Annotated in this window: 15 protein-coding genes and 1 riboswitch; of the genes, 4 read left to right on the forward strand and 11 right to left on the reverse strand. The window is 66.4% G+C overall.

Translation table 11 applies throughout. The annotated features are described in order from the left end of the window. From JWM94_RS03420 to JWM94_RS03470, 11 genes are all read right to left on the reverse strand, one after another. Positions 1–587 (reverse strand): phosphomethylpyrimidine synthase ThiC (locus JWM94_RS03420; protein WP_299421783.1); only part of this gene is annotated, 587 nt, incomplete at its 3' end. A gap of 39 nt (positions 588–626) precedes the next feature. After that, positions 627–739: riboswitch (TPP riboswitch) on the reverse strand. A gap of 39 nt (positions 740–778) precedes the next feature. Continuing rightward, positions 779–1,672, reverse strand: coding sequence for a hypothetical protein (locus tag JWM94_RS03425; protein WP_299421787.1), 894 nt, complete (start codon positions 1,670–1,672; stop codon positions 779–781). Positions 1,673–1,676: 4 nt separating this feature from the next. Further along, on the reverse strand, positions 1,677–2,456 hold the full coding sequence (locus JWM94_RS03430) for a hypothetical protein (protein WP_299421791.1): 780 nt from the start codon (positions 2,454–2,456) through the stop codon (positions 1,677–1,679). Positions 2,457–2,711: 255 nt separating this feature from the next. Next, positions 2,712–3,725 (reverse strand): ferritin-like domain-containing protein, encoded by a 1,014-nt coding sequence (locus tag JWM94_RS03435; RefSeq protein ID WP_299421794.1) that lies wholly within the window; start codon positions 3,723–3,725, stop codon positions 2,712–2,714. 22 nt (positions 3,726–3,747) lie between these two features. Beyond that, entirely contained in the window at positions 3,748–4,707 is a 960-nt protein-coding gene (locus JWM94_RS03440) for a ferritin-like domain-containing protein (RefSeq protein ID WP_299421797.1), read from the reverse strand. A gap of 153 nt (positions 4,708–4,860) precedes the next feature. Continuing rightward, positions 4,861–5,715 carry a MipA/OmpV family protein gene (locus JWM94_RS03445; RefSeq protein ID WP_299421800.1) on the reverse strand — a complete coding sequence of 285 codons (855 nt, stop codon included), beginning with the start codon at positions 5,713–5,715 and terminating at the stop codon, positions 4,861–4,863. A 65-nt stretch (positions 5,716–5,780) separates the two neighbouring features. After that, positions 5,781–6,170 (reverse strand): DUF2141 domain-containing protein, encoded by a 390-nt coding sequence (locus tag JWM94_RS03450; protein WP_299421803.1) that lies wholly within the window; start codon positions 6,168–6,170, stop codon positions 5,781–5,783. Further along, positions 6,142–6,930, reverse strand: coding sequence for a sterol desaturase family protein (locus JWM94_RS03455; protein ID WP_299421808.1), 789 nt, complete (start codon positions 6,928–6,930; stop codon positions 6,142–6,144). Before JWM94_RS03455 ends, JWM94_RS03450 begins: the two co-directional genes overlap by 29 nt. After that, complete coding sequence (locus JWM94_RS03460) at positions 6,931–7,362, reverse strand: hypothetical protein (protein ID WP_299421810.1); 432 nt, start codon at positions 7,360–7,362, stop codon at positions 6,931–6,933. A gap of 67 nt (positions 7,363–7,429) precedes the next feature. Next, positions 7,430–8,005, reverse strand: a complete 576-nt coding sequence (locus JWM94_RS03465) for a DUF2585 domain-containing protein (protein ID WP_299421812.1) — start codon at positions 8,003–8,005, stop codon at positions 7,430–7,432. Further along, positions 8,002–8,592, reverse strand: a complete 591-nt coding sequence (locus JWM94_RS03470; protein WP_299421815.1) for a TetR/AcrR family transcriptional regulator — start codon at positions 8,590–8,592, stop codon at positions 8,002–8,004. The genes JWM94_RS03465 and JWM94_RS03470 overlap by 4 nt, the downstream gene beginning before the upstream one ends. A 76-nt stretch (positions 8,593–8,668) precedes the next feature. Here JWM94_RS03470 and JWM94_RS03475 point away from each other — a divergent pair, with 76 nt between their 5' ends. From JWM94_RS03475 to JWM94_RS03490, 4 genes are all read left to right on the forward strand, one after another. Continuing rightward, on the forward strand, positions 8,669–9,280 hold the full coding sequence (locus JWM94_RS03475) for a glutathione binding-like protein (RefSeq protein ID WP_299421819.1): 612 nt from the start codon (positions 8,669–8,671) through the stop codon (positions 9,278–9,280). 175 nt (positions 9,281–9,455) lie between these two features. Then, on the forward strand, positions 9,456–10,610 hold the full coding sequence (gene crtY / locus JWM94_RS03480) for a lycopene beta-cyclase CrtY (protein WP_299421823.1): 1,155 nt from the start codon (positions 9,456–9,458) through the stop codon (positions 10,608–10,610). 118 nt (positions 10,611–10,728) lie between these two features. Then, positions 10,729–12,204, forward strand: a complete 1,476-nt coding sequence (locus tag JWM94_RS03485; RefSeq protein WP_299421827.1) for a phytoene desaturase — start codon at positions 10,729–10,731, stop codon at positions 12,202–12,204. Further along, positions 12,201–12,782, forward strand: coding sequence for a TIGR00730 family Rossman fold protein (locus tag JWM94_RS03490; protein WP_299421831.1), 582 nt, complete (start codon positions 12,201–12,203; stop codon positions 12,780–12,782). The genes JWM94_RS03485 and JWM94_RS03490 overlap by 4 nt, the downstream gene beginning before the upstream one ends. Positions 12,783–12,827: the final 45 nt, after the last annotated feature.

A 12,827-nucleotide genomic window follows, 5' to 3' on the forward strand; every position in this document is an offset into this window, starting at 1 on the left:
TCGGGGTGGTTGATGTTGTTGGGGATGATCGCGCGGCCGCGGGCGACCTCGTCGCGGACGAATTCGGGGGTGACGTAATCGGGGATACTCGCGCCGAAGCTTTCGCCGTCGCGGACGTATTCCTTGAGCATCTCGCGGCCGAGATTCTCGCGGGTGGCGACGTACTCCATCTCGGGGGTGACGATGCCGCGCCGCGCATAGTGCATCTGGCTGACGTTCATGCCGGGCTTGGCGCGCAACGGACGCTTCACGACGTTGGGGAATTGGGGCACGCCGGCGGAGCGGTCGGGGCCGGACAGGCCGTTATCCTCGGGCCGAGTCTCGCGCCCGTCATAGCTTTCGACGTCGCCGCGCCCGACGATCCAGTCGCGGCGCAGGTTGGGGAGGCCGGCCTGGATGTCGATGCGGGCGGTGGGGTCGGTGTACGGCCCGCTGGTGTCGTAGACGTTGAGCGGGGGCTCGCCGCACCCGGGCTCGAGGTCGATCGCGCGCATCTTCACGCCCAAGGGGCCGACATGGATCTTGCGGCTCCCACGGATCGGGCCGGTGGTGACGCCGATTTCGGTGCGGGCGGGGACGTCGGCCATCGTTCTTCACTCCATTTACGGAGCGAGGACACGGATTTCGGAAAGAAAACCGCCCACTCCCTCCGCCCGTATTACCGGGATCAGGTTCAACGGGTCGCGGATTATTCCGCTCTCAACCTGCGTTCGCGCGACAGGCTCCCCGGGGATGGAACGAGTCTAGGCCGTTGCCCGGGCAAAGGAAAGACCGCACCTCAGCGTACGAGATGGCCGATGATCGACGCGGTTACCGCGCCCGCGGCGGCGTGATCGAACGCGGCGAACATCGGTCCGGTGTTGATTTCGAGGAACACCGGGTCGCTGTCGCCTGCCCTGGTCTTGAGGTCGCAGGCGGCGAAGTCGCAGCGCAGTGCCGCCGCCACCGCCTGGCATCCGGCGACCGCCGCCGCGATCGGTCCGTGCGGCCCGCAATAATCGAGCCGGGTCGCGGGATCGGGCCGATAATCGAGTTGCGCCGAGGCGATCTCGAACACATGCGTGTCGCCACCGACCACGAACACGCGATATTCGGGATAGCCGAGCTGCTCCTGGACGATCGCCGGGATCGGTGCGCGGCTCGTGTCGTCCGCATGCCCGGCCAGCGCCTGCGCCAGCGGCTGGACATAGGCGCCGCCGCCCACCGGCTTGGCGATCGCCGGGGCGTCCAGATGGCGCCGCGCGCTCGCCAAGTCGTTGCCGATCCATGTCGCCGGGATCGACAGGCCGAGCGATCGGGCGACTTGGAGCTGATACGGCTTGATCCCGGCCTGCGGCGAAATCTCGCGGTTGAACAGGCCCAGCGCGGGGCGCGCCGCCGCCCAGCCGAGCAGCGTGTTGTACCAGCCGAGCGCGCGGTCGAGCTCGGCGCCCGGCACGCGCGCGGTGAAGACGTCGTAGCGCAGGAACAGGCCGGCCGGGTCGATCGCCACCCCGTCGACCGTCATCGTGTCCGCCGCCAGATCCCAGCCGAGACACGGTTCGTCCGCGCCATCGACCAGCACAGGTATCACCGGTACGTCGAGCCGCCGCGCCGCTGCGACCAGGCACGCCAGGCTGGGATCGTTGCTGCCCCCGCCGATCACCAGCCCGCGCATGGCCGCGCCGGTCACGCGGTCAGCGCCTCCCGAAGGCGTTGATGCCGCCGGTTTCGACCGGTCCCCACGGATCCCCCGGCCCGGTTTCCGCGGAAATCGTCGTAGGCGGATTTTCGATGATCGGCAGCGAAGCGGGATGCTCGCCATGCGTGAACGTCATATTTTCCGCGATCGGGTTGGGATGGGTCGGATTTTCCTCACCGATGTGGAACGTCTTGGGGACGGTTTCCTCGCCCAGCGCCAACGTCGTCGGATGACCTTCCTCGCCGTACACTAGCGTCGTCGGCGGGTGACCTTCCTCACCATATGCCAGGGTCGTCGGCGGATGACCTTCCTCGCCATAGACGAACGTCGTCATATGTTCTTCGCCAATCGCAAGCGTCTTGGCCAGATGCTCAGCCGGCCCCTGCCCCTCGCCGGCGATCTGCGTGATCGGCGGACCTTCCTCGCCCACCCTCTCGGTGGTGAAACCGCCGCGATCCTCGAAGATCAGGCGGGTCAGGTCGTTGGACCGGGCATGAATCTTCACCCCGATCACCCCTTCCGCATCCTTCCAGACGAAATGCGCCGACACCGGGGTCAGCATCGGGAGGGAGATGTCGGACGGCGGCACGCCGACGAACGCGAGGTCGAGGATGCCGTCGGGCGACAGCGTCTTTTCCAGCGGCTCCAGCTTGATGTCGCTCCAGCCGGTCGACACCGCCCTGCCCGATGCCATGACGAGGAGGCTGGGCGGGATGGATTTGGTCAGGGCGAACTGGATCGAGTCGATCGAATAGATGCGTGTCGGTTTCGGCATTGCGTGAACCTCCGGCCAGGATGAGCGTCGCGCGACCTTTTATCTGGCGGGAAAGCTATCGGGCGCGAACGAGTCGCACCAAGCAGGAAAGAAACCGATTCGGGGGGAATTGGCGAGGCCGCTTTGGAAGCGGGAGTGCCGGTCGCGAAGGGCGAGGCGGCGCGGAATGAATCCGCGCCGTCGGACGGTCGCCGAGGCGACCGCCGGCCGCCGTGGCGTCTCGCGGATAGCCAAAGGCTATCCGCGTGCGCCCGCTTATGGCTGCGCCGTGCTCGTCTTGATGTTGCCGTTCACCCCATTCGGGAAGAACCCGCCACCGACCACCGCCGCCTTGGACAGATAGGCGATGTTGAGCACCTGCCCCGTCGTGCGGCTGTACGCGATGCCGTTGCCGTCGGCTGGCACGATGTTCGACGTCGTCGCGTCGCCAGTGACGCCCTGATCGTCGTCGGATGTGCCGTCCAGGCTGTCGCGCCAGTTGCTGAACTGGCCGGCCTGGGTGCGCAAGGACGGGGTCGCGAGGCCCTTGGCATAGAGCACGGTCCGGATCAGCCCGGCGTGATATGCCTCCGCCGCCAGCGCACCCGTCGCCGCCGTCAGGTAGACGTTGCTGGTGATGAGCGGCGTCGCGCCCTTGTACGCGGTCACCCCGACATCCTCGAAGATGAACGCGCCGAGCAGGAAATTCTCGTCGCTGGCATATGGGTCGAACGTGCCGCCCGCCGCGACGACGCCCGCCGCCAGCGCCGCCGCGGTGAACGCACCGGTCGCGCTGCCGTCGATGTTGATGTTGGGCATCGCCACCGCCGCGGTACCGAGCGCGGTGCGCAGGAAGTTGACGTGCGCCGCCTTGTCCTGCGCGATCTCGCGGGCATATTGCGCGACCAGCGGGTCGGTGAAGGCGACCTGGCGCCCGCCGGTCACGGTTCCCGCCGCGGCGCCGCCACCGCCCACGGTCAGCGCGCCGGACAGGCCGGTGCCGTAGACCGCGTAGAGATAGAATTGCGCTTCGAGATATTCGAGATTGAGCGCAAAATTGAGGATGTCGATGTCGGCCTGCGCCGTCGCGGTCGATGTGGCGGTGGGGGTCGGCGTCGGGGTCGGCGTGGCGGTTCCGCTCGAGCTGCCCGATTTGCCGCACGCACTGAGCAGCCCGAGCCCGCCCAACGTGGCGGCCCCGCTGGTCGCGAGCGTCAGGAAGCGGCGGCGTTCGGCGCGGCGGCGGTCGGTGGCCTCGAGGACGGCGAGCGCGGTATCGTTGTCGATCATGCTGAAAACTCCTTTCGCTCGCTTAATTGGCGGCACTGGTCTTGACGTTGCCGTTGACCCCGGCCGGGAAGAACCCGCCCAACGAGACCGCGGTGTTGGTGAGGTAGACGATGTTGAGCACCTGGCCCGTACTCCGCGCAAAGGCGAGCCCGTCGGCATCGAGCGGCGCGATGTTGGAAGCGGGGCCGCCGTTGATCGTCACCGGCGAAATGCCCTGATCGAGATCGGTGGTGCCGTCCAGGCTGTCGCGCGCGTTGGAGATCGCATCGGCCGAGGTGCGCAAGCTGGGCGTCGCCACCCCCTTGGCATACAGCGCGGTGCGGACGATCGCGGCGTGATATGCCTCGACCGCCATGATCCCGGCCGCTGCCTCGACATAGGTCTTGTTGAGGATCAGCGGCACCGCGCCCTTATACGCGGTCACCCCGACATCCTCGAAAATGAACGCGCCAAGCAGGAAATTCTCGGGCGACGAATAGGGGTCGAAAGTCGCGCCGGCACCGATCAGCCCCGCCGCACGCGCGGCGTTGGAAAAGGCGCTGGTCGCGGTCGCGCTGATATCGATCGCTGGCTGCACCACCGCCGACGCGCCGAGCTGGGCGCGCAGGAAGGTGACGTGCGCAACCTCGTCGGCGGCGATTTCGCGGGCATAGTCGCGGACCACCGGGTCGGCGTCCAACCCGTCGACGCGGCGCGCGTTGGTCGCGGTCACCGCCCCCGGGCTTGTGCCCAGAAGGGCCGCGGGAAGCCCCGCACCGCCCGCGGCATAAGCGTAGAATTGCGCCTCGAGATATTCGAGGTTGAGCGCGAAGTTGAGGATGTCCGCGTCGGTCACCGTCTGCGCGAATGCCTCTTGCGACACGAGCAGCGTCGTCGCGCCGACCGCGGCGGCGGCGACCGCCAGCTTGAAGAATTCGCGCCGTTCGGCGCGCCGTTTTACACGCGAATCGAACGCCTCGATCAACTGGAGGTCGTCGGCCATCGTCTCATTCCTTCCTGCAATCCGGGAGTAGGCAGTCCCTCTGGCGCCGGTCGATGGCCGGCAGTGAGGAAGATACGTGCTAGGGTGACAGGCGGCTTCACGGCAACCGGAATTATTCGCCGCGCTTCAACGACATCGCCGATTGTCGCGAATTTAGAACGTGTAGGCGAGTCCCAGCACGCCCATCCACTGGCTGCGGTCGCCCGCGATGCTGACCACCGGCGAGGCGGCGAAATCGTTGAGCAGCCGCGTATACGTGCCGCCGCCGACCAGCTTGAAGCCGTGGAGCAAGTCGCCGGTGATCGCCACCGTGGCGAGCGCGCCGAGCGAATAATCCTTCCACCCCTTGCGGGTCGAGAATACCGGCAGCCCGCTGGCCAGGCTCTGCGCGGCATCGACGTCGAAATAGGCCTTGCCGTAGCCGCGATCGGCATATTCGGCCGAGGCGAACACGCCGACCGCCGCCTTGGTGCTGAGCGGGGTCAGATAGTTTATCGTCGGCGACCAGATCCCCGCGCGGTGCGCGCCGCTCACGCCCTTGCGATAGCTGACCGAGAAATTCAGGCTGTCGTAATCGGATGTGACGACACCGGTCTTGCCGATCCCGACGAACCCGCCGACTTCGATCGCGGTCGAACGCTTGCCGAGCGCGCGGATGCGCGGGTCGTCGATGCCCTTCAGGCTCGAGCGGTTGAAATTGACCACCGCGATCGGCCCGGCCTGGATATCCCATTTCGGCCCGGTGGGGTTGGGGATGAGGTCGATCGAGGCACGATTGCCGGCGATCGTGAAGGCGAACCCGCCGATCGATCCGATCGCTCCGGGCGCGCCGCGGAACACATAATGATCCGACCCCTCGTAATCGGGCAGATAGACGCCGCCGGCGCCGATCGTGACGTGATCGCCACTGGTGTCGAGCGGCGGCGGCGACGGCGGTGCGTCCTGCGCAAGCGCCGGGGTAGCGGCGAGGACAAGCGTCAGGGCAGTCAGGGAAAGGGCTAAACGCACAGAATATACTCCGGAAAAACGGGATGTTTCGGTTACGCAACGCCCGCCCATCCCGTTTAGGTCCGCTACAGCATGTAACGCATCGTCACCTGTTGCGTTTCGGCCACGCCACCGACCGCGAACATCGCCGCCGAAAAGCGCGGCGGGCCGAACCCGATACGCGGATTGCGCGAGAAACCGAAGCCTTCGCGCGGGATCCCGGCGAAGGTGTCGAGTTTCGCGTTCGAATTCTCGTCATGGATCACCGCCACGGCATAATTGCCCGGGGCAAGTCCGAGGACGCGGATGTCGGGCTGGTTGGCGGGCACCGAGCGGGTAATGGCGCGCTTGTCGTCGATACAGCCGGGAAAATTGGCCGGGTCCGCCGTCAGGCAAACGCGGATCATGCCCTTGGCCGAACGCAGCCCGGTGACTTCGATGTCGAGATTAGTCGCCGGTGCCGACGCGGCGGGCAAGGTCGCCGCCAGCAGCGCGATTCCCGCGAGCCGCCGCAGACCCGAACCCGCCGACCCCCCGGTCGGTGCCGCAGAGGCGATCCCAGAAACGGAAATAGAGCCCATAATTGCACCTGTATTCGGCGTGATGCCGCTGATGATGGCTGGCGGTGATCAGCCATTCCCCCACGGCACCGCCCCACACGAAGCGCGGAAAAACCTCCCACCCCATATGGTTGGTCACCCCCATAACCGTCATGATTCCAAGCACCAAGCCGAGCGCGGCGACGTGCACCGGAATGACGAACACCAGTAGCGGAATTACCACAGCCCCGGTCAGCGCCTCGAGCGGATGAAACGCCATCGCCGCCCAGGCGGTCGGCGGGCGGCTGGCGTGATGGACGGCATGCGCGATCCGGAACGGGCGCGGCCGGTGCATCCAGCGGTGCGTCCAGTAGAACCAGGTGTCGTGCGCAAAGAGGTAGAGCAACACCGACAGCGGGAGATACCAGAGCGGGAAGGCGTGGAGGTCGGTGTAGATTTGCGTCCAGCCATGATTCTGCCACCCCCAGGCGACGATCCCAGCGGGGACGCCGTAGATCGCGGCGGAGGCGAGGCTCCACGCAATCTCGCGCCGGATCTGCGCGTCGAGCCCGGTGTAGAGGCCGGGGCGGACGGCGCGGGTCGCCAGCGCGAACGCGCCGCTGCTGGCGAGGTAGCGCAGGCCGACGATGAGCGTCATCGCGAGGGCGGAGAGGAGGATGGCGAGGGTAGCGGTCATTTACCCGGACCGCGACAGGAGGTCAGCCACCATTTGGCCTAGCATGGCGGAGCACATGGGCGCCGGAATGATCATATCGGTGTCCGGCTCGAAACCGCCCTTGCTGCCCAAGTTGCGATACGGCGTAAGCTTCACAACTCCGTGCTCGCTTGAAATGCCGACATGGCGAGACAGGTTCATGAAGGTGGCCCACGAACCGACACCAGCCGCCTTAAGCAGCGGCCTCTCGATCCGCGCTGTCGGCGGTGGGGTCGGCACGCCCTCCGTCGAGCGGGCAAGGGCGGCTTCGACGGCGCCGCCAAGCTCTTCGGCCGATGGCTGAATGAGAGTGACGACCTCCTCATCGTCAATCCAGAAACCAGCCTTTGTCTGGTGGGACGCCGAGATAAATAGGGCGCCCTTTCGTTCGTAAATCGCCGCAAGTTTAGTCATGTGATTATCATGGGGGGCGCGCGAGCCGCTGTCGAGTACGGGCTGCGTCCTAACCGCCCCAGCCGACCTAACCCCCCGCTTGCCAAACCCGGATCGCATCGACCGGATAGGTCAACATGAGCACGTTGAGCGTCAGATTGTCGCGGATCGCCGCGAGCGCGAGGAGTTCGAAGAACAAGGCGATCGCCACCGTCGACCAGACCGGAATGCGCCGCGCGAGCGCGAAGCCGATCACCATCATGCCGATATCGCTCATCGAGTTGAGGATCGAATCGCCCGAATAGCCCACCGCCGCGGTCGCCGCGCGGTAGCGGTCGATGATGATCGGCGAATTTTCGAGCAGTTCCCAGCTCCCCTCGATCACGACCGCGAGCGGCAGCGCCCAGAGCCGCGCGCGGCCGGGCAGGATCAGCCACGCCGCACCGTAGAACAGGAAACCGTGGATGATGTGGCTGAGCGAATACCAGTCGGAGATTTGCTGGCTGTTCTCCGCGCTCCACACCGCGCCGGTCCACAATTTGACGCTCCCGCACGGGCAGATCGGCGGGCGGTGCCAGCTCAACTCGACCGCGAAATAGACGAGGACGATCAGGATCGCGGCGAGCGTGGCGCGGCGATCGACGGTGAGGGGCGTGCGGGTCACGCGATCAGGTTTACGCAGGCCTTTGCAATGACGTCCAGTTCTTCGCGCGGCGCCCCGGCGCGGGCGCGGACACTCAAGCTATGGATGACGGCGGTCACCAGCACGGCATGCGCGCGGGCATCGGGGTCGCCCCGTGCCGCCAGCAGCGCCTCGACACGCTGATCCTCGACCGCGAGGAACGCCGCCAGCCGCTCGCGTACCGCTTCGTCGTCGACCGCGCTCGCCGCCGAGGTCGAGATCATGATGCACCCCGACGGCCCCGCCTCGCCGGTCAGATAGCCGTCGATCGCATTGCCGAACATCAATGTCAGCGTCTCGCGGATCGGCAAATCCAGCGCGGCGAGATTGTCGAACCCGCGCCCGACGCGGTCGATCGTGCGGTCGAGCGCCGCGAGGTATAGCGCGCGCTTGTCGCCGAACGCGGCGTAGAGGCTGGGGCGCGCCAGACCGGTCGCGTCGACCAGATCGTCGAGCGAGGTGCCGGCGTAGCCGCGCGTCCGGAACCGCTCCGACGCGGCCTTGAGCGCATCGGCGGGATCGAACCCGCGCGGTCGGCCGCGCGATTTGGGCGGTGAATTCTGTACCAAAGTGCAAACAATCCTTGACTCGATCCTAATCTATGCGAAATGGTACAGAAATCAACCCGCCCCAGGAGGATTTGCCATGAAGCTCTATTTCATCCCCTTCGCCTGCAGCCTGGCGACGCGCATCGCGATCAACGAAGCCGAGCTCGACGCCGATTTCATTCAGGTCACGCCGGGCCAGCCCCTCCCCGACGGGCGCGACTTCGCAGAGATAAGCCCGATGGGGTACGTCCCCGCGATGGAGGCCGGCGCGGTTACCTTGTCAGAAGGCCCCGCGGTGCTGACCTATATCGCCGACCTCGCCGCCGAGGGCGTGCTCGCCCCCGCGCCGTATACCGCGGAGCGTTACGAGCTGACCAAGTGGCTCAACTTCATTTCGACCGAGATCCACAAGGGCGTGTTCGCGCCGCTGATGACCCAGGCCTCGACCGAGGGCGCACGCGACTGGGCGCGGAGCCTCGCGGAGAAGCGCTTCGGCATCCTGTCCGCGCATCTCGACGGGCGGCGCTTCCTGCTCGACGATTTCTCGGTCGCCGACGCGTATCTGTTGTCGGTGCTCAACTGGACCGAGTTTGCGGGCATGAGCCTGGCCGAGTGGCCGGTGCTGAAAGGCTGGCGTGACGCGATGCGCGCGCGTCCATCGGTCGCGGCGGCGATGGCGACCGAAATGCCGCTGCGCCAGGCGGCGTAACGTCATTCCCCTCCCTGGAAGGGAGGGGTTAGGGGTGGGTCGCGTGGCGCGGTACGGCTTCGACAAGCAACCGGCGACCGTATCCCCCGGACGCCACCCACCCCCAGCCCCTCCCTGACAGGGAGGGGAGTTTGTAGGGTTTGCGCTCGCTTCACATTGGCGTAGCGCACCCTGCATGCCGGCCATCATCCAGTGTGACGTGGCAATCGTCGGCGGCGGGCTCGCCGGCGGGTTGATTGCGCTCGCGCTGCGCACGAGGCGGCCCGATGTAGATATCCGGCTGATCGAGCCCGGCGCGATCGGCGGCGCGCATGTCTGGTCGTTCTTTTCGAGCGATTTGGCCGAGGAGGACCGCTGGTTGGCGGCGCCGCTCGTGGGTTATGCCTGGCGCGGCTACGATGTCGCGTTTCCCGCGCACCGCCGCACGCTCAGCGCGGGCTATTATTCGATCGAGTCCGAGCGGTTCGCGCGTGTCGTCGGCGACGCGCTCGCTCCGGGTCAGTCGATCGCGCAAAAGGCGATCGGGGTCGGCGCGGGCGCGGTGGTGCTGGCCAATGGCGACCGCGTCGAGGCGCGCGGGGTGATCGACGCGCGGGGCGCCGCCGATATGTCGATGCTCGATCTCGGCTGGCAGAAATTCGTCGGGCGCGAACTGGTGCTGACCAAGCCGCACGGGGTCGAGCGGCCAACGGTGATGGACGCGTGCGTTCAGCAGATCGACGGCTATCGCTTCGTCTATTGCCTGCCGTTCGGTGACAAAAGGATGTTCGTCGAGGACACCTATTACAGCGACACGCCGGATATCGACCATGCCGCGCTGACCGCGCGGATCGACGCCTATGCCGCCGCCAAGGGCTGGAAGACACGCAAGGTCGCGCGCGAAGAAGCGGGGGCGCTGCCCGTAGCGATCGGTGGCGATTTCGACGCATTCTGGCGCGCGGGCGGGGCTAAGATCGCCAAGGCCGGCTTGCGCGCCGGGCTGTTCCACCCAACCACCGGCTATTCGCTGCCCGACGCGATCCGGCTGGCGGTCGCCATCGCTAGGGCGAGCGACTTGTCCTCTCCCGCACTCCACGATTTGACGCATGGCATGGCCAAGCGCGCCTGGGGCGAGCGCGGTTTCTATCGGATGCTCGACGCGATGCTGTTCCGCGCCGCCGAGCCGGACGAGCGTTATCGCATCCTCGAACGCTTTTATCGGCTCAACCCCGGGCTTATAGGCCGTTTCTATGCGGCAAAATCGACGATGATGGACAAGGCGCGAATCCTGACGGGTAAACCGCCGGTGCCGATCAGCCGCGCGATCGCGGCGATCCGGGGGCTGCGATGAAGACCGCACGTACCGTGCTCCGGCGCAGGCCGGAGCTTTGGCCGCTCGCGATGCGCATGCCTGCCAACGCTCCGGCCTGCGCCGGAGCACTGGTCCTTACAACCGGCGGGAAATGCCGATGAAGTCGGCTATTGTCGTCGGTGCCGGGTTTGGCGGGCTCGCGCTCGGCATCCGGCTGCAATCGGCGGGAGTCGAGACGACCATCGTCGAGGCGCGCGACAAGCCGGGCGGGCGCGCCTATTTCTGGGAGCGTGATGGCTTCACCTTCGACGCCGGGCCGACCGTCATTACCGATCCCGCCGCGCTCAACGAATTGTGGCAACTGACCGGGCGCGACATCTCGGAAGATGTCGCGCTGATGCCGGTGATGCCGTTCTACCGGCTCAACTGGCGCGACGGGACGAACTTCGATTATTCGAACGACGAGGCGCAATTGCGCGCCGAGATCGCGCGGCTCAACACCGACGATGTCGCCGGATATGCGCGCTTCCTCGAATACTCCGCCGGGGTGTATCACGAAGGCTACGAGAAGCTCGGCACCACCGCGTTCCTCGATTTCGGCCAGATGGTGAAGGCCGCGCCCGCACTAATGAAATATCAGGCGTGGCGGTCGGTCTATTCGATCGTGTCGAGCTATGTGAAGAACGAGAAGCTTCGTCAGGCGCTGAGCTTCCACACATTGCTGGTCGGCGGCAACCCGTTCACGACGAGCTCGATCTACGCGCTGATCCACAAGCTGGAGAAGGATGGCGGGGTGTGGTTCGCCAAAGGCGGGACCAACCGGCTGGTCGCGGGGATGGTCGCGTTGTTCGAACGGCTCGGCGGCACGCTGCGGCTCGGCGATCCGGTTGCGAGCATCGAAACGCTCGGCGACCGCGTGACCGGCGTGACGACGCGCAGCGGCTGGCACGGCGAGGCCGAGGCAGTCGCGTCGAACGGCGACGTGATGCACACCTATCGCGACTTGCTCAAAGGATCACGCAGCGCGCAGCGCACCGTGCGCGGGCTCGAGAAGAAGAGCTGGTCGCCGTCGCTGTTCGTCGTCCATTTCGGGGTCAGGGGCACGTGGCCGGGCATCCCGCACCATATGATCCTGTTCGGCCCGCGCTATAAGGAATTGCTCGCCGACATCTACGACCATGGCGTGCTGGCGGAGGATTTCTCGCTCTACCTCCACCATCCGACGGTCACCGATCCGAGCATGGCGCCCGACGGGCATTCAACCTTCTACGCGCTCGCCCCGGTACCCCACATGGGCAAGTTCCCGGTCGATTGGGACGAAGTCGCGCCGGTGCTGGAGAAGCGCATCCTCGACGAAATCGGGCACCGCCTGATCCCCGACATCCACGAGCGGATCGTCACCAAATTCAGCTACGCGCCGAACGATTTCGCGCACGATTTGAACGCGCATCTGGGCAGCGCGTTCAGCCTCGAGCCGACCTTGATGCAGAGCGCGTACTTCCGCGTCCACAACCGCGACCCGCACATCCCGAACCTGTATTTCACCGGCGCGGGGACGCATCCCGGCGCGGGAATTCCGGGCGTGGTGGGTAGCGCGAAGGCGACGGCGCGATTGATGTTGGAGAACAAATGAACCGCCTCGCAGTCTATTGCGGGTCCGCCTCGCCGAGCGACCCGCACTATATCGAAAACGCCCGCCACGTCGGCGCCACGCTCGCCGCGCGCGGGATCGGCGTGGTCTATGGCGGCGGGCGGCTCGGACTGATGGGCGCGATCGCCGATTCCGCGCTGGCGGCGGGCGGCGAGGTGATCGGGATCATCCCGGAGGCGCTAGTCGCCGCCGAGGTCGCACACCGGGGGCTGACCGAGCTCCACGTCGTCGGCACGATGCACCAGCGCAAGCAAGCGTTCACCGATCTGTCGGACGGCTTCGTCACCTTGCCCGGCGGAACCGGCACGATGGACGAATTGTGGGAAGCGCTGAGCTGGGCGCAGATCGGCTATCATGCCAAGCCGGTCGGGCTGCTCAACCTCGACGGCTATTATGACGGGCTGATCGAATTCTGGGACAAGATGGCGGAAGTCGGGTTCGTCCGCGCACAGCATACCGGCTTGCTGATCGTCGCGGAGAGCCTCGAAGAGCTGCTCGACAAGATGGCCGCGTTCGCCCCCGCCACCACGATCGGCCAGATTGGCGCGAAGGACCTTTGAGTAAATATCCCTTTGTGCTCCTGCGAAGGCAGGAGCGTTGGCGGT

It is taken from the genome of Sphingomonas bacterium, from assembly GCF_028289855.1.
Classification (GTDB): Bacteria; Pseudomonadota; Alphaproteobacteria; order Sphingomonadales; family Sphingomonadaceae; genus Sphingomonas.

Excerpts from the sequence above, each read along its gene's own strand:
- JWM94_RS03440 (WP_299421797.1), bottom strand. The coding sequence starts at position 4,707 with ATGGCCGACGACCTCCAGTTGATCGAGGCGTTCGATTCGCGTGTAAAA.
- JWM94_RS03490 (WP_299421831.1), top strand. The coding sequence starts at position 12,201 with ATGAACCGCCTCGCAGTCTATTGCGGGTCCGCCTCGCCGAGCGACCCG.
- crtY (WP_299421823.1), top strand. The coding sequence starts at position 9,456 with ATGCCGGCCATCATCCAGTGTGACGTGGCAATCGTCGGCGGCGGGCTC.
- JWM94_RS03475 (WP_299421819.1), top strand. The coding sequence starts at position 8,669 with ATGAAGCTCTATTTCATCCCCTTCGCCTGCAGCCTGGCGACGCGCATC.
- JWM94_RS03460 (WP_299421810.1), bottom strand. The coding sequence starts at position 7,362 with ATGACTAAACTTGCGGCGATTTACGAACGAAAGGGCGCCCTATTTATC.
- JWM94_RS03485 (WP_299421827.1), top strand. The coding sequence starts at position 10,729 with ATGAAGTCGGCTATTGTCGTCGGTGCCGGGTTTGGCGGGCTCGCGCTC.
- JWM94_RS03455 (WP_299421808.1), bottom strand. The coding sequence starts at position 6,930 with ATGACCGCTACCCTCGCCATCCTCCTCTCCGCCCTCGCGATGACGCTC.
- JWM94_RS03430 (WP_299421791.1), bottom strand. The coding sequence starts at position 2,456 with ATGCCGAAACCGACACGCATCTATTCGATCGACTCGATCCAGTTCGCC.
- JWM94_RS03435 (WP_299421794.1), bottom strand. The coding sequence starts at position 3,725 with ATGATCGACAACGATACCGCGCTCGCCGTCCTCGAGGCCACCGACCGC.